Here is a 24,464-nt window from a genome sequence, read left to right as displayed (position 1 = left end):
TATTTCGTCGGGTCTGTGTCATTCCGATAACGGGGGTTCCGGCGCAGTTTTCCCCGGCGACGCACGCGAATGGCTGCGACTCGGGACGGGTGGGCGATTGCCGCAAGGGTCTGGCAACGCAGCGGCAATCGGATTCCTGTTGCGCGGCTGCCCTGCGTCCCGGCTTGGGTTTGGGGGGATGACGGCGGGCGGGATTGCCGCCATGGTGGCTGACAGTCCGCCCACCCACCGGTTGCAGTAAAGGGTTCCGCCAATCTCCATGCCCATCTCCGCCCTTCTGTCCGACGCCTTCGCCGTGCTGGCCCCGGTTTTCGTGGTGGCTGCACTCGGCTATGGCTGGGCCCGGGGGAAGCTGCCCTACGACAGCGCCTTCATCACCACCTTCGCCATCAACGTGTCGTCGCCCTGCCTGGTCTTCGCGGCCCTGACCCGGCTGCACCTGTCCGCCGACGTGATGGGGGAGATGGCGCTGGCGGCAACGCTGTGCATGGCGCTGACGGCGCTGGCGTCGGTCCCGGTGCTGCTGGCGTCGGGGCTGTCGCTGCGGGTCTATGTCCCGGCGATGGCCTTTCCCAACGCCGGCAACCTGGGCCTGCCGGTCTGCCTGTTCGCCTTCGGCGAGAATGGCCTCAGCCTTGCCGTGCTGTTCTATGCGGTGATGTCGGTGGGGCAGTTCACGCTGGGGCCGGCGCTGGCGGCTGGGCGCTTCGACCTGGGGCAGATGGCGCGCACCCCGACGATCTACGCTGTGGCGGCGGCGGTGGCGATCCAGCTGGCAGGGCTGCCGCTGCCGGTGTGGATCGGCAACACCACCACGCTGCTGGGCAACTGCGCCGTGCCGCTGATGCTGTTCTCGCTGGGGGTGGCGCTGTCGAAGCTGCGCCTCTCCGGCGCGGTGCGGGCCCTGTCGATGTCGGCCTTCCGGCTGGCGGTCGGCTTCGCCATGGGGCTGCTGGTGGCCTGGGCGATGGGGCTGACCGGGGCCGCGCGCGGCGTGGTGCTTGTGCAAAGCTCGATGCCGGTGGCCGTCTTCAACTATCTCTGGGCGCTGCGCTACGGCAACGCGCCGGAGGATGTCGCCGGCATGGTGCTGGGGTCCACCGCCATGGCCTTCGTCGGCCTGCCGGCGCTATTGATGTTCGTGATGCAGTAGAAGGGAGGAGCTTCATGGCGCACAGGGAACACCGCTATGCCGTCCGGCTCGACTGGACCGGCAATCTCGGCACCGGCACCTCGTCCTACAGGGCCTACAGCCGCGACCACACGCTGAGCGCCGGGACCAAGCCGGCAATCCCCGCCACCTCCGACGCGGCCTTCCGCGGCGATCCGGCGCGCTGGAACCCGGAGGAGATGCTGGTCGGCGCCCTGTCCTCCTGCCACCAGCTCTGGTACCTGCATCTCTGTTCGGCCGCCGGGATCGTCGTCACCGGCTACAGCGACGATGCGGACGGGATGATGGAGGAGGAGACCGACGGCGGCGGCCAGTTCACCGCCGTCGTCCTGCGGCCGCGGGTGACGCTGGCGCCGGGCTCCGACGCCGGCAAGGCGCTGGCCCTGCACCATGAGGCGGCAGAGAAATGCTTCATCGCCCGGTCGGTCAATTTCCCGGTCCGGCACGAACCGGCGGTGGAGGTCGAGGGAGAGGCAGCCGGCGATGAGCGCTGACCCCACGGCCCTGCCCATGCCGGTGGAAGGCACCCCCGCCCTGCCCGTGCTGGACGCCGTCGCCGGCCGGCGCAGCATCCGCGCCTTTCTGCCGACGCCGGTGGAGCGGGAGACGGTGCTGCGCATCCTCGACCTCGCCGCCCGCGCGCCGAGCGGTTCCAACATCCAGCCCTGGAAGGTCCACGCCATCGCCGGGGAGGCGCGCGCCGCCCTGTCGGCGGAACTGCTGGCCGCCCATGAGGCCGGGGAGCCGGAGGTGCCGGAATATCCCTATTACCCCGAAACCTGGCGGGAGCCCTACCTGGGCCGCCGGCGGGCGGTGGGCTGGGCGCTCTACGGCTCCATCGGCATCGGCAAGGGCGACCGCGAGCGGATGGCGCGCCAGCATGGCCGCAACTGGCTGTTCTTCGGGGCGCCGGTCGGGCTGTTCTTCACCATCGACCGCGACATGGGCAAGGGGGCGTGGCTCGACCTCGGCATGTTCATGCAAAATGTGATGATCGTCGCCCGCGGCTTCGGGCTGGAGACCTGCCCGCAGGCCGCCTTCTGCTACCGCCACGCCATCACCGCGCGGCATCTGGGCCTGCCCGACGGCGAGATCATCGCCAGCGGCATGGCGCTGGGCTTCGCCGACTGGTCGGCAGCGGAAAACAACTTCCCGACGGAGCGCGAACCGGCGGAGGGCTTCACCCGTTTCAGCGGGTTCTGAGGACTGCGTCCTTAGAGTGCGATCGGTTCAAGCGGAATCGCTTGAAGCGTGAATCGCACGGAAAACCAAAAGCCTAGAGTCTGTCCGGTGCTTCAATAAGCACCGGACAGACTCTAGAGCGTCACGAACCCATGGGGCGCCGCCGCGGATGGCGCGCCGGGCGACAGCACCCCGGCGACGAAGGCGGCGGTCTGGACCAGCACGCGCGGCGAAAAGGGCTTGGCGATGTAGCCCAGCCCGACCCCGCCGGCCTGCGCCTTGTTGGGCGGGTTGCCGGTGGCGAAGACGCAAGCGATCCCCATCGCCTTCAATGCGCGGGCGACGTCGAGCCCGTTCGAGCCGTTGGCCAGCTTGATATCGACGAAAGCCATATCGGGCTTCTCCTGCCCGGCCAGGGCAAGGGCGGTCGGCAGATCCTCGGCGATTCCCGTCACCGCATGGCCGGCCGACTGCAAAGTCAGCGACACGCCCTCGGCGATCAGGAATTCATCCTCTATGATCAGTATCTTCATTGTTTTTCTTGTATATTTTGCGGATTGGCCGGAAGGCTCACGCCTGGGTTGGAGCAGGCGGCTTCATCGGGAAAGTTAAAAGGAAGCGCGTCCCCGGTGTCAAACGTTCGATCTCCAGACGCCCCCTTAATTGCCGCGTAAGATTGCGGGCCGTGTTCAGGCCGAAGCCGCCGCCGCTGTTGCCCGCGACCTCCTCCGGCAGGCCGATGCCGTCGTCGGCGACATCGATGCGGACCTCGTTCCCCGCCACCGCCATATCCACCGTGACCCTGCCGCGCCGCCCGTCGGGAAAGGCGTGCTTGTAGCTGTTGGTCAGCAGCTCGTTGACGATCAGCGCCACCGGCACCGCGGTGTCGACCGGGGCCGACAGCGGCGCGCCCGTCGCCAGGGTCATCGACGGTTCGGCCCCACCGGTGGGCGGGACGGCGTTCTCGGCGATGCTGCGGATCAGGTCGGTCAGCTCGACGGTGTCGTACACCGCCCCTTCGCCATAGAGACGGCGATGGACCTCGGCAATCGCCAGCACCCGGCTGCTGCTGTCCAGCAGTTCCTGCCGCACCTCCTCGCTGCGATGCCGCATCGCCTGGGTCCGCAGCAGGTTGGCGACGATCTGCAAGGAGTTCTTGACCCGGTGGTTGACCTCATCCAGCAGGATCCTGTTCTCCTGCAGCGTCGCCGCCAGCACCTCCCCTTCGGCCCGCTCGGCCTGGTAATCCCGCTCCAGCCGCCGGACGGTGGAGAAGCAGAGCCAGCCGGTGACGGTGACGAAGACGATCCCATAGGCGATCATCAGCAGCTCAAGAATGGTGGCATGCCGGCTGCGCCCGGCGAGCAGCAGGTCCTCATCCGCCCGCATGGTGGCGGTCATCCGCCGGATTTCGGCCATCATGTTGGCGCCGATGCCCTCGCGGACGGGTGCCGGCGCCCACGCCACACCCGCCTCGTCGGCCTGCCGCAGAAGCTCGGCCATCCGGTCCAGCCTGTCGGCGGTCAGGCTCCGCAACGCCGTCACCTTGTCCTGCTGCACCGGATTGTCGGCGGTCAGCGAGCGCAGGCGGTCCAGCAGCGCGCGGCTGCGCTCCCTCCCCTCCTCGTAGGGGACGAGCTGCCGGGGGTCCAGCGACAGCAGATAGCCGCGCTGGCCGGATTCGGCATCGGACAGGGTGGATTGCAGTTCCTCGACCGCGGAGATGACCTTGTGCGTGTGGTCGATCCAGTCGATGGCGCGGCGATATTCGATGAAGACGACGACGAGCAGCAGGAAGCCGATGAACAGGCCGCCGAGCAGCAGCGCAGATACTCTGGCGGCACGGGCGCGCACCATCCGGCGCGCAAGGCTGGCATCCGTCCTGTTGGGCATGGGTCGTCCCCGTTTTGTGCCGTCATTCACCTCTCTAAACAGTTCGGACAGTCTGGATCTTCATCGGTCCGGAGCATTGACGTGAATCAAGAAAAGCTGCGTTGACGAAGGATTGCGCTGGCGACCCATACACCGGTCAGCCACCCAGCGCCGCCGCCAGCGTATCGTGCAGGCGGCCGGGCTGGATCGGCTTGTGCAGCAATGCACATTGGGCGCCGGCCGCCTCCCGCAGCCGGTCCGCCGAGGTGTCGCCGGTCAGCAGCACTCCGGGAATGTCGCGCGACAGGCGGCGCCGGACCATGTCCATCACCATCAGCCCCGTCGTCCCCTCCGGCAGGCGGTAGTCGGCCAGGATCAGGTCGGGCTCTTCCCCGGACTCGATCAGGTCGCCCAGCAGCTGCTCCGCCTCCGCCCCACTGCCGGCCTCCGCCACGCGATAGTTCCAGTCCTCCAGCATCAGGACCAGCGCCATGCGGATGACGGCGTCGTCCTCCACCAGCATGACCAGCCGCCCGGCCTCGTCGTCGGCCCCGCTGCGGCCGGCGCTGCCGGACCGGTCGGTCATGTCCGGCCTGGTTTCGGTCAGGGGCAGGCTGACGGTGAAGCGGCTGCCGCGGCCCAGCGAGGAGGTCACGTCGATGGTGCCGCCCAGCATGGTGACCAGCCGCTTGGCGATGCTGAGCCCCAGACCCAGCCCTTCGCGCCGGTCACGGGCGGCGTTGCCGACCTGGTAGAAGTCCTGGAAGATGCGGTCGATGTGCTGGTCGGCGATGCCGATGCCGGTATCCCACACCTCGATCTGCACATGGTCGCCGCGCTGCCGCGCCCCGATCAGCACCCGCCCGCCGGGGGCGAAATGCAGCGCATTGGCCAGCAGAGCGCGCAGCACCCGCTCCAGCAGCCGCGGGTCGGTGCGCGTCGTCAGAGGCGGCGCCACCAGACGCAGAGCCTGCCCCGCCTTCCCGGCCGCAGGCGCGAATTCCCCATGCAGCCGGGCCAGCAGGGCGGCGATATCCACAGTCTCCGGATTGGGGGCGACCAGCCCGGCCTCCAGCTTGGAGATGTCGAGCATCCCGTCCAGCATGCCGCCCAGCCCGCCGAGCGAGGACTGGATCTGCTCCGCCATCCGCCGGGCGCCGGGGGCAAGCGTTTCCTTCATCAACAGGTCGGCGAGCAGCAGCAGGGCCTGCACCGGCTGGCGCAGATCGTGGCTCGCCGCCGCCAGGAAGCGCTCGCGCGCGTCCAGCGCCACGTTCAACTCGCGCTCCAGCGCCTTCACCGCGGTGATGTCGGCGACACTGGACACCACCGCCTCGACCCGGCCGGCCGGATCGGCGACGGGACGGCTCGACACCCGCAGCCAGCGGGTGGGGGCGGTCGCCTCCTCCCCCTCGACCACGCCGATGATGCGCTCGACCACCGGCTTGCCGCTGCGCACCGCTTCCGCCGCCGGGGGAAGCCCATGCAGCCGGTTGCCGTTGGCGTCGATGAAGCGGCGGCCGGCCGTGGTCGGAACCATGGTGGCCGGGGCGGTGGCCGGCGCCATCTGTCCGCCGGCTCGGCTCTCTGCGTTGCCGTCGGCGTCGAAGGCCGACGCCATCGGGTCGAGCAGGGGGCGGGCGGGGCCGTCCAGCAGCCGCTCGGCCATGGCATTGGCCAGCAGGCTGCGGCCATCGACCGCGGTCATCGCCAGCGCGTCGTGCAGCGACTGGACCAGCACCCGGTGCCGCCGCTCGCTGAGGTTCAGCGCCGATTCCGCGGTCCGCCGCGCGGTGACGTCGCGGAAGGCGACGACGGCGCCCTGGATGCGCTCCTCCATCGGGGCGAGGCGCATGCCGGACGCCAGCATGGGGGAGATGGTGATCTCCACCAGCAGCGTCCCGCCATCCTCGCGGCGGAGCCTCTCGCAGGCGACGCTGCGCGGCCGGCCGTCGGTCAGCGAGAGCGCCAGCGCCCGGGCCGCCCCGCCCGCCTGGGGTGCCGCTGGGTCCGTTTCGCCAACCGGCAGCCCGGTCCCTGGCTCCGCCGGTCCGGCCAGCAGATCGGAGGGCGGGCGGCCGATCAGGTCGAGGTCGAGATGCCCGGTCATGGCCGTCGCCGCGGCGTTGACGAAGCGGATGCGCCCGTCGGCGTCCACCCCGAGGATGCCGTCGCCGACCGACTGGAGGATGTGGTGATAGTCGGCGCGCGCCCGCTCGGCGTCGTCGCGGGCCTGCTGCACCTCGCGAAGCCAGGCGTTGCGTTCGGTCAGGTCGGTGATGGTCAGCAGCACGCCGCCGCGGTCGCTGTCGTCCAGCGTCACCCGGCGGGCGTCGGTCAGCCCGTCGATGATCGTGCCCTGGGGCCCGAGATAGCGGAACTCCTGCCGGACCCAGTCGCCATGGTCGCGCAGCCGGCCGAGCGCGGTGAACAGCCGGCCATGGTCGACGCTGTCGAGCAGCAGGGTCAGCGGACGGCCCTTCAGCCGCAGCATCGGCAGGCCGAACTGCCGTTCGGCGGCGGCGTTGGCCTCGCCGACGATGCCGGCGGCGTTCACCGCCAGACAGGCCAGCGGCACCGACTGGAAAAGCTGGAGATATTGCAGGCGCGACGCCTCCAGCGCCTGCTGGGCGCCGCGCAGCTCCTCGTTCTGGATCTCAAGCTCGGCCTGATGGACATACAACTCGTGCAGCAGTTCCTTCATCGAGGTGGCGGTGACGTCCGTCGCCTCGAAAGTCCCGCCGCTCAGAATGGTTTCGGCACGGCGCCGCAGTCGGCCGGAAGACTCCTCACTCATTCTTCGCCCCCGTCGCCCTTACCGGCATCGTCGAACCGCAATTCCATCAGCTTGCGGTTGGTTATGTTGATGTGACTGACGACGATGCCGCCGTCATGGTCGTTCAGGCGGGTGGCGTGCATCAGGAACCAGCGCTGTTCATCGGGCGAATGGCAGGGATATTCGATGGAGAAATCATCGGCTTCGCCGTCCAGGATGCGGCGCAGCCCGTCATGCACCGCCCGGGCGATGGCGTCCCTCTTCGCCGCCTCCGGGTTGAGGCAGACGTCCAGATAGTTGGTGCCGACGCCGCAGCGCTCGGTCGCCGGGGCGCCGTTGCGCTGGGCGAATCCGCGCCACGCAGCGTTCACCATGACGATCTGGCCGTCGCGGTCGGTCACGGCAATGTGCTCAGGCAGGCTGTCCAGCACCTTCTGCAGCCGCTCCTGCGCCTGCTTGGTCTCCGTCACGTCGACGAAGGTCACCACCACGCCGCCGGTCTGATTCTTGTCGGTCAGGTAGGGCAGGATGCGGGTCAGCACCCAGCGGCCGTCATACACCCGGACATGGCGTTCCACCGTCTCCTGCCCGTCGAACACCTTGCGGATGTCGGCGAGGAAATCGGGATAGTCGATGTTGGTAGACAGATGCGCGATGGAGCGGCCGATGTCGCGCGGGATGATGTTGATGAAGCCGGCCGCCGCCGGGGTGAAGCGGCGGATGACGAAGTCGCCGTCCAGGAACACCGTGCCGATCTCGGTCGAGCGCAGCAGATTGTCGAGGTCGTTGGTGATCTCGGTCAGCTCCTCCACCTTCGCCTGATATTCGGCGTTGACGGAGTAAAGCTCCTCGTTGACAGACTGAAGCTCCTCGTTGGTGCTCTGCAACTCTTCGTTCGAGGCCAGCAATTCCTCGTTGGTGGCCTGCAATTCCTCATTGGCGGTCTCCAGCTCCTCGATGGTCGCCTGGAGGTTCTCGCCGCGCGACAGCAGTTCCTGCTCCAGCCCGCGGATGCGCTCGGCGGCGTCGGCGTTCAGGTCGAAGTCGGAATCCGGAACCGACAGCGGCAGCATGTTGGCGCGGTCCAGCACCACCAGGGCGAAGCGGCGCCCGGTCTTGCGCGCGACATAGGGCTGGACCCGCAGGCTGATCGCCGCCACCCCTTCGCGGTCCTTCACCGGGATGTTGGACAGCGCGAACTCCTCGCCGGAGCGGAAGGCGCGGTTCAGCGCGGTGCCCGTCACCATGGCGACCGAGGAGGGCAGCAGCTTCAGCACGTTCAGCGTCGCCTCGCCCGCCGGCACCTTCAGCAGGGACGAGGCGTCGCCGAACACATGCATGATGGTCATCTGTTCGTTGACCAGCAGGCAGGGCGGCACATAGGCCTTCATCAACGCGCCGATGGCCTCGTCGATGACCGCCCCCTCCTCCATGCCATGGCTTACGGCATCCTCGCCATGGCGGGCCAGCGGGGCCGCCACCGTCGGCACCAGCAGGCGCGACAGCCGGAAGGAGCCGGCGCGCAGGCTCTGGAACAGCTTGTTGCGGCTGTCGACGGTGTGGAAATCGGACTGGAGGTCGCCCAGCGTCTCGCTGGTGCCGAGGAACAGGAAGCCGCTCTGGCGCAGGGCGTACTGGAACAGGCTCAGAACCTTCCGCTGCAACGGCTGGTCCATGTAGATCAGCAGGTTGCGGCAGCTCAGCAGGTCGATCTTGGTGAAGGGCGGGTCGCGCATGATGTTGTGGGCGGCGAACACCACCATGCGGCGGATGTCGCGCGACACCGCATAGCTGTCGCCGCGCGCGACGAAGAAGCGGCTCAGCCGGTCCGGCGATACATCCTCGGCAATCGCGCGCGGATACTCGCCGAGGCTTGCGATCTCGATGCTGTCCTGGTCGATGTCGGTGGCGAAGATCTTGACGTCGAAGCTGCGCCCCAGCCTTTCCTGCGCCTCGGCGAACAGGATGGCGATGGAATAGGCCTCCTCCCCGCTGGCGCAGCCGCAGACCCAGACGCGGACCATGTCGGTCGGGCTGCGGTTGGCGAGCAGGCTGGGAATCACCCGGTCGGCCAGGACGCGGAAGGCCGCCTCGTCCCGGAAGAAGCGGGTGACGCCGATCAGCATCTCCTTGTAGAGATTGACCGTCTCGGCGCTGTTCCGCCGCAGAAGGGCGGCATACTCGTCCATCGACTCCAGGCCGGCGCCCTGCATCCGCCGCTCGATCCGCCGCAGAAGGGTCGCCAGCTTGTAATGCGAGAAATCGACGCCGGTGACGGAGCGGATGACCGCGATGATCTGGGCCAGCGGGTCGTCGCCGTCCTCGCGCCGCTGGCGCGCCGGCATCGGCCGGGCGCGGGCCAGGGTCTTGCGCGCATGCTCGATCAGGCGGGCCGGCAGAGCATCCGGCGCCAGGGTGGCGTCGATCTGTCCGGTGGCCAGCGCGCTGCGCGGCATGCCGTCGAACTGCGCGGTTTCCGGCTGCTGGACCGCGGTGAAGCCGCCGGCCGACTTGATCGCCATCAGGCCGCGCGTCCCGTCCGATCCGGTTCCCGACAGGATCAGGCCGATGGCCAGCGGACCCTGGTCGCGGGCGAGCGCGGTGAGAAAGATGTCGATCGGCAGGCTCATGCCGCCGCCGGCATCCTTGGCGGTCAGCCGCAGCCGGCTGTCCTCGATGCTCAGATGCTTGCCCGGCGGCAGCAGATAGACGGTGTTGCGCTGGACCGGCACGCCCTCGGTCGCCTGCACGACTTCCATCGCCGTGTGCTTCGCCAGCAGATCGACCATCAGGCTCTTGTGCACCGGCGACAGGTGCTGGACCACGACATAGGCGAGGTCGCTGTCGCCGGGCACCGCGTCGAAGAAGCGCTGCAACGCCTCCAGCCCGCCGGCCGAGGCACCGATGCCGACGATGCAGCAGGCCTGCTCCGGCGACGCACCCGTTTCCGCCGGAACACCGCCTGCGTCCGCATTGGGCGATGCGGAGGGCGTCGGGTCAGGATGCGTGGCGGGCGTATCCGTTGGCACGGTGATAAACTGGTCCTTCTGGCGTCGGCCTGCCGGTTCTCTGCGCAAGCGAGTCCCTGCCTATATCCGTCGCATTTGATTTGGTCAACTTGACTGTCGCAGGGCAACGCTCTTCATCATCATCAATTTAACTGGAATGTCCCCATCTTCCCATCGATTTGACTTTGGTTTTATAACGAATGTATCGTGTCTTAAGCATCGCCCCGACAAGCCCCGGCCTTCCCGTCCGAAAGGCCCGGAAGCCCGGGATCGCGCAGAAGGCAGGCGGGACAGAGGACCTGACGTGCGCGAAATTCCTGCTATGTTTGCTGCCCCCAGGCGTCGCATCCTGGGGCGTCAATGGCATGCAAGGTAGCGGGAACGGGTCATGAGCTTCACCTCGATCTATCGCCACGGCTTCGCGCGGGTGGCCGCCTGCACCACGCGCAGCACCCCTGCCGACCCGGCGGCCAATGCCGCGGCGGTGCTGGAGGCGGCGCGCGCCTGCCACGACAAGTCGGTGGCGGTGGCGCTGTTCCCCGAACTGGCGCTGTCCGGCTATGCCATCGACGATCTGTTGATGCAGGACCCGCTGATCGACGCGGTGGAGCAGGCGATCCTCGATCTGGTGCAGGCGTCGGCCGGGCTGATGCCGCTGCTGCTGGTGGGCGCGCCGCTGCTGTATGACGGGCGGCTCTACAACACGGCGGTGGCGATCCACCGGGGCGAGTTGCTGGGCGTGGTGCCGAAGCAGCATCTGCCGAACTACCGCGAATTCTACGAACGGCGCCAGTTCGCGTCGGGCGCCGGCACCGAAGGCGGGACGATCCGCATCGGCGACCTGACCGCCCCCTTCGGCCCCGACCTGCTGTTCTCCGCCGAGGACCAGCCCGGTCTGGTCGTCCATGCCGAAATCTGCGAGGATCTGTGGGTTCCGGCCCCGCCCAGCACCATGGCGGCGCTGGCCGGCGCGACGATCCTCGCCAACCTGTCTGCCAGCAACATCACCATCGGCAAGTCGGACACCCGCCGGCTGCTGGCGAAATCGCAGTCGGCGCGCTGTCTGGCAGCCTATCTCTATTCGTCGGCCGGGACGGGGGAATCGACCACCGACCTCGCCTGGGACGGCCAGACCTCGATCTTCGAGAATGGCGAGAAGCTGGCGGAGACCGACCGCTTCCCCGACGGCGCCCAGATGGCGGTGGCCGACGTCGATCTCGACCTGCTGCGGCAGGAGCGGCTGCGCCAAGGCACCTTCGACGACAACCGCCGCCTGTTTCCCGCCGCCACCGGCAGTTTCCGCACCGTAGCCTTCCATCTCGATGCGCCGGAGGAGGATGTCGGCCTGCTGCGCGTGGTGCCGCGCCTGCCCTTCGTTCCCGCCGCCGCCGAACGGCTGGAGCAGGACTGTTACGAGGCCTACAACATCCAGGTCGCAGGATTGGTGCAGCGGCTGCGCGCCACCGGGATCAAGACGGTGGTGATCGGCGTGTCGGGCGGCCTGGACAGCACCCACGCGCTGATCGTCGCCGCCCGCGCCATGGACCGGCTCGGCCTGCCGCGGACCGGCATCCTCGGCTACACCATGCCGGGATTCGGCACCAGCGAGGGCACCAAGTCCAACGCCTGGACGCTGATGACGGCGCTGGGGGTGACGGCCAAGGAACTCGACATCCGGCCGGCGGCCAACCAGATGCTGCGGGACATGGAGCACCCCTACGCCCGCGGCGAGGCGGTGTACGACATCACCTTCGAGAATGTGCAGGCCGGCCTGCGCACCGACTACCTGTTCCGCCTTGCCAACCACCACAACGGCATCGTGCTCGGCACCGGCGACCTGTCGGAACTGGCGCTCGGCTGGTGCACCTATGGTGTCGGCGACCAGATGTCCCATTACAACGTCAATGCCGGCGTGCCGAAGACGCTGATCCAGCATCTGATCCGCTGGGTCGGCCGCACCGGCCAGTTCCAGCAGGAGGTGTCGGCGACGCTGGACGCCATCCTGAAGACGGAGATCTCGCCGGAACTGGTGCCGGCCGGCTCCGACAAGGCGCTGCAAAGCTCCGAATCCGTGGTCGGGCCGTATGATTTGCAGGACTTCACCCTGTTCTACGTGCTGCGCTACGGATTCCGCCCGTCGAAGATCGCCTTCCTGGCCCGCCATGCCTGGTCCGACGCCAACAAGGGCGACTGGCCGGAGGGCTATCCGCTGGAGAAGCGCCGCGCTTACAGCCCGGCCGAGATCCGCGACTGGCTGCGGGTGTTCCTGCGCCGCTTCTTCGGGTTCAGCCAGTTCAAGCGCTCGGCCATGCCGAATGGCCCGAAGGTGAGCGCCGGCGGCTCGCTCTCGCCCCGCGGCGACTGGCGCGCCCCGTCGGACGGCAACGCCCGCATCTGGCTGGAGGAGCTGGACCGCGAGGTTCCGGCGGAGTGAAAGGACAAAAAAGGCCGGCGCCCCATCGGAGCGCCGGCCTTTTTCCTGTCGGTCGCGACAGCGATCAGATCGAAATGCGCAGGGACTCGCGGTTGACCGGGGCGGCGTCCGGGGCGGTCATCGGGCGCGGCGGCACGGCGGGGCGCATTCCGGCCGGCGGCTGGCCCGGCGCCGGAGCTGCCTGCGGCGCCTGGGGAGCGGCCGCCTGGGGCGTGCCCGGATGCGGCTGGGTCGCCTGCTGGGCGGCGATGAACTGGCCCTGGGCGGTCAGGCCGCTGGCGACGTTGCGGTTGATATTGACCAGCGTGTCGATCTTGCCGAAATCCAGGTCGATCAGACGGTTGGTCGTCTCGCGATCGACCAGCAGCGACAATGCTGCAATGTTCGTCCGGACTTCCGGCGGATGGCCGCAATCCTCTTCGGTGATCGCCGCCTGGAAGATCGTCCACAGGCGCTGATTCAGCTGGAGAGCCTCGCGGTAGGCTTTTTCGTCCTTGGCATGGCTGGCGGCGATGATACGGCGCGCCGCTTCCGCCAGGGCCCAAGCCTCGACATCGCGCGGATTGTCCGAGGTCGGCTTGTTGGCGTAGGTGGGAGTCGGCTTCATTCCAAACCCTCGGGGGAAAACCCATCCGGTGGGGGCGGACCTGCCCCTTTGCTTCGTCTAGGAAGTGTCGGTTATCCGACCGGCTTTGTCAACGCAACGGGGGTAGTTCGGCGGGTGTGGAGGACCCTGACGCAAACTGGTCACACGTTCTATGCGTTTCGGAGAGGAGCGCGGTCGCCGTCTCATCCACCCGGTCCTCGTCGACGCCGTCCATCAGCCCGCGGGCGTTGGGGTCGGCGGTGACGCGGGCCAGCAGCTCCGGCTGCGGAACGCTGCTGACCACCACCCGCCCGCGCGGCCCCCAGGGACCGTAGATTGCGGGATAGCCGGGACCGAACAGCCCGACCGTCGGCACGCCCGCCGCCGCCGCGATGTGCATCAGGCCGCTGTCGTTGCCGACATAGAGCGCCGCCCGCTCCAGGCAGGCGGCGGCGGCCATCGGGTCGGTGCGGCCGGTCAGGTCGATGGCCCGCGGCCCCAGCGCCGCCAGCACCGGCTGCGCCCGGTCCCGCTCCGGCCCGGCGGCCAGCACCGCCACCCGGGCGCCGGCCAGCGGCCCGCCCTCCCCGGTCAGGCGCAGGGCCAGCCGGGCGAACCGCTCCGCCGGCCATTCCTTGCCCAGCCAGTTGGCCGTCGGCCCGATGGCGAGGAACGGCCCGGTCCCGGCGGGGATCAGGGCGTCGGCCTGCCGCCTCGCCTCCCGGTCGATCCACAGGCGCGGGGCCGGCGGCGGCGACAGGCCCAGCACGGCGGCATTCTCCTCCACCTTGTGCATCGGGCGCGCCGCCTTGGCGTGGAAGGCGCGGCGCCGCGCCGGCACCAGCCGCCCGACCGCCGAATTGCGCAGATCCACCACAAGATCCCAGCGCGTGCCGACACACTCCAGCCAGAGCCGCAGCCAGTGGCGCGCATAGGACCGCTTCGCCAGCGGGATCAGCCGCTCCAGCCCCGGCACCGACCGGAACAGCGGCGCCGGCAGCGGCCCGCAGGCGACGGTCAACCGCGCGCCCGGATGGGCGTCGGTCAGGTGGCCGAGCAGACCGGTCGAGAGCACCGCGTCGCCCAGCCGGTTGGAGGTGATGAAGAGGATGCGGCTCATGACGCCGACCCGGCCGGGCCGGCATCGGGACCGGCATCGGGATGAAGATCGGGCGCCCCCTGACGGCGCCCCGGACGCAGGCTGAGGCCGCGCGACATCACCCACAGGGGCGGCAGCAGCATCGCCAGCGGCATGGCATACATCAGCGGCACGAAGACGGTCGCCTTGCCGGCGAGGCTGGTCAGCCCGAGCGCCCCGGCCTGCAACCCCATCACCGCCAGCACGGCGATGGTGACGCGGGAGGACTGGCCGCGCCGGTTGAACTCGCCCGACAGCAGCGCCGACAGCGCCACCAGCGCATAGGTCAGGGCCAGCAGCGGCGAGGAGAAGCGGTGGTGCAGTTCGGCGATCAGGCCGCGGCGCATGCGGTCGTCCTGGGCCGGGACGTTTCCGTCCATCAGCTCCGCCGTCGTGCGTTCACGCGCGTCGGGCCAGCGGTCCGCCGCCTGGGGCGCCACCGCCTTCAGGTCGACGGCATAGCGGTCGAAGAACAGCTGTGACAGCCGGTTGGTCTTGCGGTCCAGCTCCTGCCGGTTGCCGTCATAGACGACGAAGCGCGTGCCGTCCGGGCCGGTCTGCATCACCGCGCGGTCGCCCATGATCGTCACCGGCTTGTCCGGCTGGCGCCCGTCATGGATCAGCACCTTGTGCAGGTTGCCGTCGGAATCGCGGTCGCGCAGGAAGACGCTGAACCGGTCGCCGACCTCGTTGAACACGCCCTCGCGCAGGAACAGCTGCGAATAGTCGCTGCGCACGGTGTATTCCATCCGCACCAGCTCGCGGTGGGCCGCCGGGGTGATCCAGATGTTCAGGGTGAAGACGACGGCCATCACCCCCACCGCCAGCGCCAGCGCCGGGGTCGAGAGCGAGAAGGGGCCGACGCCGGCCGCGCGCATCACCACCAGCTCGCTGTCCGTCGCCATCTTGTTGTAGGTGAACAGGATGGCCCCGACCAGCGCCAGCGGCAGCACGATGCCGAGGAAGGTCGGCACGGTCAGCAGCAGCAGCCACAGGAACATGCCCATCGGCGCGCCGGCGCTGACCACGATCTCGATCAGGCGCAACGACTGGCTGAGCCAGATGGTCAGCGTCAGGCCGGCCGTCGAATAGAGCGTGGCGATCAGCAGGTTGCGGAACAGGTACCGTTGCAGTCGGTTCATCGGGGATCGGCCGGGGGCTGTATACGGCCGGCAAGCTGACCGCCCCGGCCCGCCGGGTCAAGTGCTGAAAACCGCGCGCGCCCACACGGGTGCCCGCTTGGGCGCCCCCTCGGATTGGGAAAGCGCTGGCGCCCGCCCGCGCCAGCCGGTATGACGGTCGTCATGGCGACGATCCAGGAAGCGATGGCTGCCGCGGTGGCGCATCATCAGGCCGGCCGGCTCGGCGAGGCGGCGGCGCTCTATCATGGCGTCCTGGATGCCCTGCCCGGCCATGCCGACGCTGCCCATCTGCTGGGCGTCGTCCATCTGCAATCCGGCCAGCCCGAGCGCGCCGTCACCCTGATCCGCGGCGCCATCCAGCACAACCACCGGGTCGCCGATTATCACGACAATCTGGGCAGCGCGCTGAAATCGCTGGGCCGGCTGGAGGAGGCGGTGGCCGCCCACCGGCAGGCGGTGCGCCTGCGGCCGGACTTCGCCCAGGCGCTCTACAATCTCGGCAACGCGCTGGAGGCGCTGGGCCGGCTGGAAGAAGCGGTGACCGCCTTCCGGCAGGCGGCGGCACGCCGTCCCGGCTATGCCCGCGCCCGCTTCAACCTGGGCAATGTGCTGGCGGCACTCGGCCGGCGGGCGGACGCGGACGACGCCTATCGCGCCGCCCTGGCCGACGATCCGACCTTCGTCGAGGCGCACGCCAACCGCGGCGCCCTGCTGCTGGCGCTGGAGCGCCCGCGGGAGGCGGCGGCGGATCTGGCCCGCGCGCTGGCGCTGCGTCCCGACCATGCCCCGGCCCTGTCCAACCTCGCCGCGGCCCGGCTGGCGCTGGGCGACCGCGACGGCGCCGAGCTTGCGGCCCGCCATGCCGTGGCCGCCCGGCCGGATCTGGCCGACTGCCTGCTGCGGCTGGGCGAGGTGCGCCAGCGCGCCGACCGACTGGGGGCCGCCGCCGACGCCTACCGGACGGCGCTTGCCTGGAACCCGGCGCTGGCGGAGGCGCAGGCCAACCTCGCTTTGGTCCGCCAGGGCCAGGGGCTGCTCGACGCGGCGGAGGCCGGCAACCGGCGGGCGCTGACGCTCGACCCTCATCTCGCCGACGTGCGGTCCAACCTCGCCTATCTGCTGCTGTTCCGGCCGGGGGTGACGGCGGCGGCGGTGCTGGAGGCGCATCGCGACTGGGACCGGGTGCATGGCGCGCCCCACCGCGGGCGCTGGGTGAAGCCGGGGAAGGCCGGCGCGCGGAAGGGGCCGCTGACCGTCGCCATCCTGTCCGGCGATTTCCGCCGCCACCCCGCCGGCCTGTTCGCCCTCCGCACGGTGGAGGCGTTGCCGGGACAGGACATCCGGCTGCTGCTCTACGCCAACCAGAGCGAATCCGACGACGTGACCGGCCGCTTCCGCAAGGCGGCGGCGCAATGGACCCCGGTCACCGGCCTGACGGATGCGGAACTGGCGGCGCGGATCCGCCACGACCGGCCCGACGTGCTGATCGACCTTGCCGGCCACAATGCCCGCGGCCGTCCCGGCGTCTTCGCCCGCAAGCCGGCCCCGGTGCAGGTGGCGTGGTCGGGCTATATGGCGACCACCGGGCTGGCGGCGATGGATGCGCTGGTCGCCGACCGCCACCATGTCCCGGAGGGAATGGAAGCCTTCTATGCCGAGCGGGTGCTGCGCATGCCCGACGCCTTCATCGCCTACGATCCGCCGGATGTTGAGGAACTGCCGCTGACACCGCCGCCCTGCCTGTCGGGCGGACCGGTCACCTTCGGCAGCTTCAACATCCTGACCAAGCTGAATGACGGCGTGCTGGCGGCCTGGGCGGCGATCCTGGGCCGAATGCCGGGGTCGCGGCTGCTGATGAAGACAAAGGCGTTGTCCTGCCCCGACACCGCCGCCCTGTGGCGCGGCCGGCTGGCCGCCGCCGGCATCGATCCCGGCCGGGTGACGATGGTCGGCGCCACCGCCAGCCTTGACCATATGCGCTGGTGCGCGTCGGTCGACGTGGCGCTCGACCCCTTCCCCTTCTCCGGCAGCACCACGACGCTGGAAACGCTGTGGATGGGGGTGCCGGTCGTCACCCTGCCGGGAGAGACCTTCTCCAGCCGCCATTCGCTGGCCTTCCTGACGGTGGCCGGGGTCGAGGGCTGCATCGCCGCCGATCCGGCCGATTATGTGGAACGCGCCGTCGCCTGGGCCGGGGACGGGCAGGGGCTGGCGGATCTGCGCCGCACCTTGCGGACCCGCATGGCCGCCGGGCCGTTGTGCGACGGCGGAAAACTGGCCGCCGCCCTGGCGGGGGAGTTGCGGGCCCTGACGCTGCCGCACTGACGGCGGAACCAACCCGAATGCGCCGGCGTTGAGCGTTGGGTACTCCCTCCACGCTTACAGACGCGGGATTTCGGCGCATGCACAGCACCACACGGCTCGCCTTCATGCTTTCGGCGACGGTCGCCGTCCTGTCGCTCGCCGGCTGCGGCGATCAGGCGTCCCTGCCGGTGTCGGCCGGCACCGGCCCCAACCCGACGCTGCCGGCGCCGAAATCCACGCTGATCCCGACGGTCAACATCGCCGACGCCATCGGCTGGCCGCAGGGCGCGCAGCCGGTGGCGGCCAAGGGGTTGAGCCTCACCGCCTTCGCCACCGGCCTGGACCATCCGCGCTGGATGCTGGCCCTGCCCAACGGCGACATATTGGTGGCGGAGACCAACGCCCCGCCCAAGCCGGAGGACGGCAAGGGCATCAAGGGCTGGGTCATGGGGCTGGTGATGGGCAAGGCCGGCGCCAAGACGCCCAGCGCCAACCGCATCACCCTGCTGCGCGACAGCGACGGCGACGGCAAGGCCGATGTCCGCGAACCCTTCATCGAGGGGCTGAACTCGCCCTTCGGCATGGCGCTGGTCGGCGGCGACCTCTACATCGCCAACAGCGACGCGGTGGTGAAGGTACCCTACAAGCCGGGCGACACCCGGATCACCGCCAAGCCGGAGAAGGTCGTCGATCTGCCGGGCGGGCCGATCAATCACCATTGGACCAAGAACATCATCGCCAGCCGCGACGGCACCAAGCTCTATGCCACGGTCGGCTCCAACAGCAATGTCGGGGAGAACGGGATGGAGGCGGAGCAGGGCCGCGCCGCCATCTGGGAGATCGACCTGAAGACCGGGGCGCACCGCATCTTCGCATCGGGCCTGCGCAACCCGAACGGCATGGACTGGGAACCGACGTCCGGCGTCCTGTGGACCGCCGTCAACGAACGCGACGAGATCGGCAGCGACCTCGTTCCCGACTATATGACCTCGGTGAAGGACGGCGCCTTCTATGGCTGGCCCTACAGCTATTACGGCCAGCATGTCGACCAGCGGGTGGAGCCGCAGCGCCCCGACCTCGTCGCCAAGGCGATCCCGCCCGACTATGCGCTGGGTCCGCACACCGCCTCGCTCGGCCTGACCTTCTCCCGCCAGGGCGACCTGCCGCCGAACCTGCAGGAGGGCGCCTTCATCGGCCAGCACGGCTCGTGGAACCGCGACCCGGCCAGCGGCTACAAGGTGATCTTCGTGCCGTTCCGCAACGGCAAGCCGGCGGGTGAGCCGGTGGACGTGCTGACCGGCTTCCTCGACAAGGACGGCAAGGCGCAGGGCCGCCCGGTCGGCGTGATCCTGGACAACAAGGGCGCCCTGCTGGTCGCCGACGATGTCGGCAACGCGATCTGGCGCGTCGGCGGCACCGCGACCGCACAGTCGGCGGAGCGGCCGGACCAGCCGGCGAAGTAGCGACAGGGAGGGGAGGCGGGCATCCCCCCTCCCCTTCGTCGCGCGATGGCGCGATACTGCGCCATGATCTACCTTGACCATCTGGCCTCGACGCCGCTCGACCCGCAGGTGCTGGAGGCGATGCTGCCCTGGATGCGGATTGACGCGGCCGGCAACCCGCACGCCGCCCATCCGGCCGGCTGGCGCGCCGCCGACGCCATCGACCAGGCGCGGGCAGAGGTCGCCGCCCTGGTCGGCGCGCAGCCGGGCGAAATCGTCTTCACCTCCGGCGCCACCGAGGCCAATGCGCTGGCGCTGCTGGGCGGCGTGCCGGCGGGTCGCGGCTGCGTCGTTTCGGCGGTGGAGCATGCCAGCATCCTCGGCTGCCTGCCCGAGTTGCGGCGGCGCGGCCATCCGGTGGCCGTCCTGCCGGTCGACGGCAGCGGCCTGGTCGATCCGGCTGTATTGGACAGCGCCCTGGCCGGCCTGCCGGAACCGTCCCTGGTCTCGGTGATGGCCGCGAACAACGAGGTTGGGACGGTCCAGCCCCTGGCAGAGCTGGCCGCGGCCGCTGCACGTCATGGCGCGACGATGCACAGCGACGCCGTGCAGGCGCTGGGCACGCGTACGCTCGACATGGCGGCGCTCGGGCTGCATGGACTCAGCCTGTCGGGACACAAGCTCTATGGACCGATGGGCATCGGCGCGCTGATCGTCCGCCCGCCCTTCCGGCCTGTGCCGGCCTCGACCGGCGGCGGACAGCAGCGCGGCCTGCGGGCGGGAACGCTGCCGACGCCGCTCTGCGTCGGGCTGGGCGCAGCCTGCCGGCTTGCGCGGACGCGGCGAGAAGAAGATGCCCGCCGCATCGGCGCGCTGCGCGACCGGCTTTGGCAGCGCCTGCACCAGCGGCTGCCCGGCATCCGCCGCAACGGAGCGGCGGATAGGCTGGCCGGCTGCCTGAACGTCACCATTCCCGGCATCGACGCGGCCGACCTGCTTCTGGATCTGCCGGAGCTTGTCGTCGCCACCGGGTCCGCCTGCCACAGCGGGGATGGCGAGCCGTCGCATGTCCTGCTGGCGCTCGGCCTGTCGGCGGCGGATGCCCATGCCAGCCTGCGCTTCGGGCTGGGCCGCGGCACCACGGTCGCGGAGGTGGACGAGGCGGCCGACCGGCTGGTCACCATGCTGGGATCAGCAAATCCAGGGGAATGAATCGCCCCGCCGGAGCGTCCTGCTTCAACTGGCTCCGCCGGCAAGGGCTGATCTGGCGGGGAAAACAACAGCAAAGGGAGAGAAACCATGATCGGTGCGAACATCCGGACCGCTGCGGCGGCCGCTTTCCTGCTGGCGATCCCGGCAGCGGCTTCGGCGCAGCAGGCCGGCCCGTCCGCCATGACCTTCTTCGTCACCAGTGTAGGCATGGGCAAGGGGGCCGATCTCGGCGGGCTGGTCGGCGCCGACCAGCATTGCCAGAAGCTGGCCCAGGCGGCGGGCGCCGGCAGCCGCACATGGCGGGCCTATCTCAGCACCCAGGCCGCCGACGGCCAGCCGGCGGTCAATGCGCGCGACCGCATCGGCAAGGGACCCTGGCAGAACGCCAAGGGCGAAATGGTCGCCCGCTCGGTCGAAGAGCTGCATGGCACCAACGCCCTGACCAAGCAGACCGCGCTCAACGAGAAGGGCGAAACGATCAACGGTCGCGGCGACCAGCCCAACACGCACGACATCCTGACCGGGTCGCAGCCCGACGGCACCGCCTTCGCCGCCGGCCAGGACATGACCTGCGGCAACTGGACCAAAAGCGGGACCGAGGGTGCGGCCATGCTCGGCCACCATGACCGCATGGGCCTGGACGAGCAGCCGCCGGCGAAATCCTGGAACTCGTCGCACGCCTCGCGCGGCGGCTGCAGCCAGGACGCGCTGAAGAGCACCGGCGGCGCCGGGCTGCTCTACTGCTTCGCGGCGAACTGAGCGGTTCGTTACCGGCTGCGGCGGGGCGGTGGAGATGCCATTCCCCCGCCCTGTCCGTCACGGTCAGAACACCAGACGCGCGCCAACCTTGACCACGGCCCCCATGGACTCGGCACCGGTGTCGATGTTGGTGTCGGCCATCACCTGCCACTGCGGCGTGATCCGATAGGCCAGATCGGCAAGGTAATGGCCACTGGCGGCACCATTCTCCGGCAAGGTCCGCCGTGCCCGGAAGGACAGGGTCATGTCGCCGCTCCCATAGGCCAGCGCCGCGTTGAGGCTGCGCACCGACACGCCGTCGGACTCCTGCTGCTGGCGCAGGTCGCCGTCGAGCGTCACGCTCTGCCATGCGAACTGGGTGCCGACGATCCAGGACTGGCGCGGCAGGCGGCGGCTGTCGCTGCGCACCCGCGCCCGGCTGGTCCCGGCGGAAAAGCGGGTGCTGATGCCGCCCATCAGGATGGTCTTGCGCACCGCCGCCTCCACCAGATGCATGGCCTCGCGCGGGTCGGGCATGTCGCCGGCCCCGCGCGGCATCGGGGTGTAGCTGGCGCCCAGTTCGAAACCGCGCAGCGGCGGGGTGTAATAGCTCAGCTTCGCCGTCCGGCTGCCGGCCCCGGTCGAGGCCGGCACGGCCGCCGCCCCCACCAGCCGGTTGCGGACACTGTCGGCCTGCCCGATCTCCAGTTCCCCCCATGAAACATCGACGGCCAAGAAATGCCGCTGATCCGAGAAACTACCCTTTTGATATAGGATATCCGCAGACGCACCGGTTGCCGATAAAATCGTCATTGCCGCCAGAATAGGCATGGAAATGCTTCGTTTCATTTGGCAAGCCCTGTGCTGTTCGGCCGATGGTCGACTATCCGTTTGGTCGATACGGCCTTGTGTATCCTTTTCGGTTTGAGGGATGTTCGTCTAAAATTCTGACAAAACTGTGACCCGCTCTTTGTATGCTGCGATGCAAAAAAGCGGGATTACTCGCGTTATGCGGGAGATGTCATGTCGGGAAGGCCGTCATGGCAGGCAGCAGTCGCTAGACCACCGCCTGGACCGTCACTCCCGCCGCCGCTAGCGCGCGGCGGACGGTCGCCGCCATGGCGACCGCGGTCGGCGTGTCGCCATGGACGCAGATGGTGTCCGCCACGATGGGCAGCCGGGTGCCGTGCCGGCTCTCCACCGCCCCGTCCAGCACCATCCGCACCACTCGGGCCGCCGCCAGATCCGGGTCGTGGATCACCGATCCGGCCACCGAGCGCGGCGTCAGAGTGCCGTCATCCTCATAGGTACGGTCGGCGAAAGCCTCGCGCGCCACGCGCAGGCCCAGATCCTGGCCGGCACGCTCCATGGCGCTCAGCGGCGGGACGACGAACAGCAGGGCGGGGTCCACCGCCTTGACGGCGCGGGCGATGGCGCCGGCCAGATCCGGCTCCACCGCCGCCATGTTGTAGAGGGCGCCGTGCGGCTTCACATGGGTCACCCGCCGGCCCGACAGCGCGGCACAGGCCTGGAGCGCGCCGACCTGATAGGCGACCAGCCGCTCGACCTCCGTTGTCGCGATGCCGCGCATGACGCGGCGGCCGAAGCCGGAGCGGTCCTCGAAACCGGGATGGGCGCCGATGCGCACCCCCTTCTCTCCCGCCAGCCGGGCGGTGTCGGCCATGATGGTGGGATCGCCGGCATGGAAGCCGCAGGCGATGTTGGCGGAGGTGACGATGTCCAGCATCGCCCGGTCGTCGCCCATGGTCCAGGCGCCGTACCCTTCCCCCATGTCGCAGTTCAGATCGATGCTCGGCATGGCGTTTCTCACAGTCCGTTCGTCAAAAGTCCTGGCGTTTTCACGCCGCATCCGACTGTCGCAGGGAATGGATGAAGCCGGCAACCTCGCTGCGCATCGCCCCCATCTGGTCGGTCAGCATGCCGGCGGCGGTGTCGAGCTGTGCCGAGGCGTCGCCGGTCTGACCGGCCACTTCGGAGGTGGCGTTGACGTCGCCCAGCAGGGCGCGCACGCCCTGGGCGGCCTCGCTGACGCCGCGGCCGATCTCCGCCGTCGCGGCGTTCTGCTCCTCGACCGCCGCGGCGATGGAGGCGCTGATCTGGCTGAGGCTCTCCACCACGCGGGCGATCTCGACGATCTCGTCGGCGGCGGAGCCGGTGGAGCCCTGGATGGCGCGGATCTGCGTCTCGATGTCCTCGGTCGCCTTGGCGGTCTGGGTCGCCAGCGCCTTCACCTCGCCGGCCACCACGGCGAAGCCCTTGCCGGCCTCCCCGGCGCGTGCCGCCTCGATGGTGGCGTTGAGGGCCAGCAGGTTGGTCTGCTTGGCGATGGCGTGGATCAGCGTCACCACAGCCGACACCCGGTCGGACGCCTGGACCAGCCCGGCCACCTGATCGGTGGCGCGGCCGGCGCGGCGCGATGCCTCGTCGGCGATGGACTGCGAATGCTGGGCCTGGGCCGAAATCTCGCGGATGGAGGCGACGAGCTCGTCCACCGCGGCAGCCATGCCGTCGACCGAGGCGTTGACCGTCGCGGCATTGCCGGCGGCCTGCCGGCTGAGCTGCCCGTTGTGTTCGGCCACCCCGGCAAGGCTGCGGGTGGCGAGCCCCATGCCGTCGGTGGTGCGCATCACCTCGGCCAGCCTGCTGCCGACGCGCCGTTCGAAATCATCGGCAACCGCGGCGATGGCGGCATGGCGCTCCGCCTCGGACTGCCGACGCAGTTCGACCTGTTCGGCCTCCAGCCGCTGCTTGGCGGCACCCTGTTCCTTGAAGACCTGCACGGCTTCGGCCATGCGGCCGATCTCGTCGCGGCGGTCGAGCGACGGCACATCCACCGCGCGCTCGCCGGCGGCCAGCCGGGTCATCACCCCGGTCAGGCGGACGATGGGCCGGGTGGCGCCGCGCACCATCAGGAACAGCACGCCGCACAGCGCGACCAGCGCCGCCAGCCCGCCGCCGGCCAGCAGCCACCCCCGCTCCGCCGCCTGCCGTTCGGCCCGGCGGGGCGACAGGTGGATTTCCACGGTGCCGAGCTTCTCCATCCGGGTGCCGGCCTTGCGCAGGATGTCGGCATGGCGGACCAGCACCGACGGGTCGCCGTCCGACACGTCGCCGCTCTTGGCGAAGACCTGTCCCTTGGGATCGACCACCCGGCTGCCGAGATAGTCGGGATCGTTGGCGAGCGCGGCGAGCTGTGCCGCGGCGGAGTCGGCATCGACGTTCCACAGCGGCTCCGCCAGCCCGCCGGCGATGACGCGGACGGTGACCGCCGCCTTGTCCTCCAGTGCGCTGCGGGCATCCTCGCGGTTGACGGTGACGACGGCGGCTATGCCGGTCGCGCTGATGACCGTGACCATCAGGGCGATGGGAACGACGACACGCATGGCAAGGGTACGGCCCACACGCTGCAGCATCAGGTCCACTCCATTGTGGGTGTTG

The 24,464-nt window shown here is 69.7% G+C and carries 18 protein-coding genes; 8 read left to right on the top strand and 10 right to left on the bottom strand.

All coding sequences use genetic code 11. The features are described from left to right. Positions 1-259 precede the first annotated feature (259 nt). From CRT60_RS18980 to CRT60_RS18970, 3 genes are read left to right on the top strand one after another with little or no spacing between them, the layout of a single operon-like run. Positions 260-1,153 (top strand): AEC family transporter, encoded by an 894-nt coding sequence (locus CRT60_RS18980; RefSeq protein WP_098738113.1) that lies wholly within the window; start codon positions 260-262, stop codon positions 1,151-1,153. A gap of 14 nt (positions 1,154-1,167) precedes the next feature. Further along, the gene (locus tag CRT60_RS18975) at positions 1,168-1,665 is read left to right on the top strand and encodes an OsmC family protein (protein WP_098738112.1); all 498 of its coding nucleotides are present in this window, start codon (positions 1,168-1,170) and stop codon (positions 1,663-1,665) included. Continuing rightward, positions 1,655-2,374: a nitroreductase gene (locus tag CRT60_RS18970; RefSeq protein ID WP_244592611.1), complete on the top strand. Its 720-nt coding sequence runs from the start codon at positions 1,655-1,657 to the stop codon at positions 2,372-2,374. Before CRT60_RS18975 ends, CRT60_RS18970 begins: the two co-directional genes overlap by 11 nt. Positions 2,375-2,487: 113 nt before the next feature. Here the strand turns inward: CRT60_RS18970 and CRT60_RS18965 are convergent, their stop codons facing one another. The 4 genes from CRT60_RS18965 to CRT60_RS18950 form a co-directional block, all read right to left on the bottom strand. Beyond that, positions 2,488-2,886 carry a response regulator gene (locus CRT60_RS18965; RefSeq protein ID WP_098738111.1) on the bottom strand — a complete coding sequence of 133 codons (399 nt, stop codon included), beginning with the start codon at positions 2,884-2,886 and terminating at the stop codon, positions 2,488-2,490. 37 nt (positions 2,887-2,923) lie between these two features. Then, positions 2,924-4,246: a sensor histidine kinase gene (locus CRT60_RS18960; protein WP_098738110.1), complete on the bottom strand. Its 1,323-nt coding sequence runs from the start codon at positions 4,244-4,246 to the stop codon at positions 2,924-2,926. 136 nt (positions 4,247-4,382) lie between these two features. Further along, positions 4,383-7,022, bottom strand: coding sequence for a PAS domain S-box protein (locus tag CRT60_RS18955; RefSeq protein WP_098738109.1), 2,640 nt, complete (start codon positions 7,020-7,022; stop codon positions 4,383-4,385). Then, the gene (locus CRT60_RS18950) at positions 7,019-10,030 is read right to left on the bottom strand and encodes a chemotaxis protein CheB (protein WP_244592610.1); all 3,012 of its coding nucleotides are present in this window, start codon (positions 10,028-10,030) and stop codon (positions 7,019-7,021) included. The genes CRT60_RS18955 and CRT60_RS18950 overlap by 4 nt, the downstream gene beginning before the upstream one ends. A 367-nt stretch (positions 10,031-10,397) precedes the next feature. Between CRT60_RS18950 and CRT60_RS18945 the strand changes: the two genes are divergently transcribed. After that, positions 10,398-12,443: an NAD(+) synthase gene (locus tag CRT60_RS18945; protein ID WP_098738108.1), complete on the top strand. Its 2,046-nt coding sequence runs from the start codon at positions 10,398-10,400 to the stop codon at positions 12,441-12,443. Positions 12,444-12,507: 64 nt separating this feature from the next. Here CRT60_RS18945 and CRT60_RS18940 read toward each other — a convergent pair whose 3' ends face one another. From CRT60_RS18940 to lptF, 3 genes are all read right to left on the bottom strand, one after another. Further along, entirely contained in the window at positions 12,508-13,050 is a 543-nt protein-coding gene (locus CRT60_RS18940) for a flagellar biosynthesis regulator FlaF (RefSeq protein ID WP_098738107.1), read from the bottom strand. Positions 13,051-13,138: 88 nt separating this feature from the next. Next, entirely contained in the window at positions 13,139-14,149 is a 1,011-nt protein-coding gene (locus CRT60_RS18935; protein ID WP_098738106.1) for a glycosyltransferase family 9 protein, read from the bottom strand. Further along, positions 14,146-15,309 (bottom strand): LPS export ABC transporter permease LptF, encoded by a 1,164-nt coding sequence (gene lptF, locus CRT60_RS18930; RefSeq protein WP_244592609.1) that lies wholly within the window; start codon positions 15,307-15,309, stop codon positions 14,146-14,148. The genes CRT60_RS18935 and lptF overlap by 4 nt, the downstream gene beginning before the upstream one ends. A 162-nt stretch (positions 15,310-15,471) precedes the next feature. Between lptF and CRT60_RS37555 the strand changes: the two genes are divergently transcribed. The 4 genes from CRT60_RS37555 to CRT60_RS18910 all read left to right on the top strand — a co-directional run bounded on the left by CRT60_RS37555 (position 15,472) and on the right by CRT60_RS18910 (position 21,026). After that, complete coding sequence (locus CRT60_RS37555) at positions 15,472-17,634, top strand: tetratricopeptide repeat protein (protein WP_280177230.1); 2,163 nt, start codon at positions 15,472-15,474, stop codon at positions 17,632-17,634. Between the two features lie 77 nt (positions 17,635-17,711). Next, positions 17,712-19,076, top strand: a complete 1,365-nt coding sequence (locus CRT60_RS18920; protein WP_425290411.1) for a PQQ-dependent sugar dehydrogenase — start codon at positions 17,712-17,714, stop codon at positions 19,074-19,076. A gap of 63 nt (positions 19,077-19,139) precedes the next feature. Then, entirely contained in the window at positions 19,140-20,267 is a 1,128-nt protein-coding gene (locus CRT60_RS18915; protein ID WP_098738104.1) for a cysteine desulfurase family protein, read from the top strand. 87 nt (positions 20,268-20,354) lie between these two features. Then, positions 20,355-21,026 (top strand): hypothetical protein, encoded by a 672-nt coding sequence (locus tag CRT60_RS18910; protein WP_098738103.1) that lies wholly within the window; start codon positions 20,355-20,357, stop codon positions 21,024-21,026. A 63-nt stretch (positions 21,027-21,089) separates the two neighbouring features. Here the strand turns inward: CRT60_RS18910 and CRT60_RS18905 are convergent, their stop codons facing one another. The 3 genes from CRT60_RS18905 to CRT60_RS18895 form a co-directional block, all read right to left on the bottom strand. Next, a complete protein-coding gene (locus CRT60_RS18905) occupies positions 21,090-21,818 on the bottom strand; it encodes a porin (protein WP_098738102.1) in 729 nt (242 codons plus the stop codon). Between the two features lie 244 nt (positions 21,819-22,062). Further along, positions 22,063-22,824, bottom strand: coding sequence for a LamB/YcsF family protein (locus CRT60_RS18900; RefSeq protein ID WP_098738101.1), 762 nt, complete (start codon positions 22,822-22,824; stop codon positions 22,063-22,065). A 40-nt stretch (positions 22,825-22,864) separates the two neighbouring features. Next, on the bottom strand, positions 22,865-24,439 hold the full coding sequence (locus CRT60_RS18895; protein WP_098738100.1) for a methyl-accepting chemotaxis protein: 1,575 nt from the start codon (positions 24,437-24,439) through the stop codon (positions 22,865-22,867). Positions 24,440-24,464 lie beyond the last annotated feature (25 nt).

Source organism: Azospirillum palustre (assembly GCF_002573965.1).
GTDB classification, from domain to species: Bacteria; Pseudomonadota; Alphaproteobacteria; order Azospirillales; family Azospirillaceae; genus Azospirillum; species Azospirillum palustre.
Note: the sequence above shows the minus strand (reverse complement) of the source record. Positions and strands in the feature narration are given on the sequence as shown.

What these genes read in the sequence shown, in the direction of transcription:
- CRT60_RS18915 (WP_098738104.1), top strand. Translation starts at nt 19,140, where the DNA reads ATGATCTACCTTGACCATCTGGCCTCGACGCCGCTCGACCCGCAGGTG.
- CRT60_RS18945 (WP_098738108.1), top strand. Translation starts at nt 10,398, where the DNA reads ATGAGCTTCACCTCGATCTATCGCCACGGCTTCGCGCGGGTGGCCGCC.
- CRT60_RS18940 (WP_098738107.1), bottom strand. Translation starts at nt 13,050, where the DNA reads ATGAAGCCGACTCCCACCTACGCCAACAAGCCGACCTCGGACAATCCG.
- CRT60_RS18900 (WP_098738101.1), bottom strand. Translation starts at nt 22,824, where the DNA reads ATGCCGAGCATCGATCTGAACTGCGACATGGGGGAAGGGTACGGCGCC.
- CRT60_RS37555 (WP_280177230.1), top strand. Translation starts at nt 15,472, where the DNA reads ATGGCGACGATCCAGGAAGCGATGGCTGCCGCGGTGGCGCATCATCAG.
- CRT60_RS18980 (WP_098738113.1), top strand. Translation starts at nt 260, where the DNA reads ATGCCCATCTCCGCCCTTCTGTCCGACGCCTTCGCCGTGCTGGCCCCG.
- CRT60_RS18895 (WP_098738100.1), bottom strand. Translation starts at nt 24,439, where the DNA reads ATGCTGCAGCGTGTGGGCCGTACCCTTGCCATGCGTGTCGTCGTTCCC.
- CRT60_RS18975 (WP_098738112.1), top strand. Translation starts at nt 1,168, where the DNA reads ATGGCGCACAGGGAACACCGCTATGCCGTCCGGCTCGACTGGACCGGC.
- CRT60_RS18920 (WP_425290411.1), top strand. Translation starts at nt 17,712, where the DNA reads ATGCACAGCACCACACGGCTCGCCTTCATGCTTTCGGCGACGGTCGCC.
- CRT60_RS18965 (WP_098738111.1), bottom strand. Translation starts at nt 2,886, where the DNA reads ATGAAGATACTGATCATAGAGGATGAATTCCTGATCGCCGAGGGCGTG.
- CRT60_RS18910 (WP_098738103.1), top strand. Translation starts at nt 20,355, where the DNA reads ATGATCGGTGCGAACATCCGGACCGCTGCGGCGGCCGCTTTCCTGCTG.
- lptF (WP_244592609.1), bottom strand. Translation starts at nt 15,309, where the DNA reads ATGAACCGACTGCAACGGTACCTGTTCCGCAACCTGCTGATCGCCACG.
- CRT60_RS18960 (WP_098738110.1), bottom strand. Translation starts at nt 4,246, where the DNA reads ATGCCCAACAGGACGGATGCCAGCCTTGCGCGCCGGATGGTGCGCGCC.
- CRT60_RS18935 (WP_098738106.1), bottom strand. Translation starts at nt 14,149, where the DNA reads ATGAGCCGCATCCTCTTCATCACCTCCAACCGGCTGGGCGACGCGGTG.
- CRT60_RS18955 (WP_098738109.1), bottom strand. Translation starts at nt 7,022, where the DNA reads ATGAGTGAGGAGTCTTCCGGCCGACTGCGGCGCCGTGCCGAAACCATT.
- CRT60_RS18970 (WP_244592611.1), top strand. Translation starts at nt 1,655, where the DNA reads ATGAGCGCTGACCCCACGGCCCTGCCCATGCCGGTGGAAGGCACCCCC.
- CRT60_RS18905 (WP_098738102.1), bottom strand. Translation starts at nt 21,818, where the DNA reads ATGACGATTTTATCGGCAACCGGTGCGTCTGCGGATATCCTATATCAA.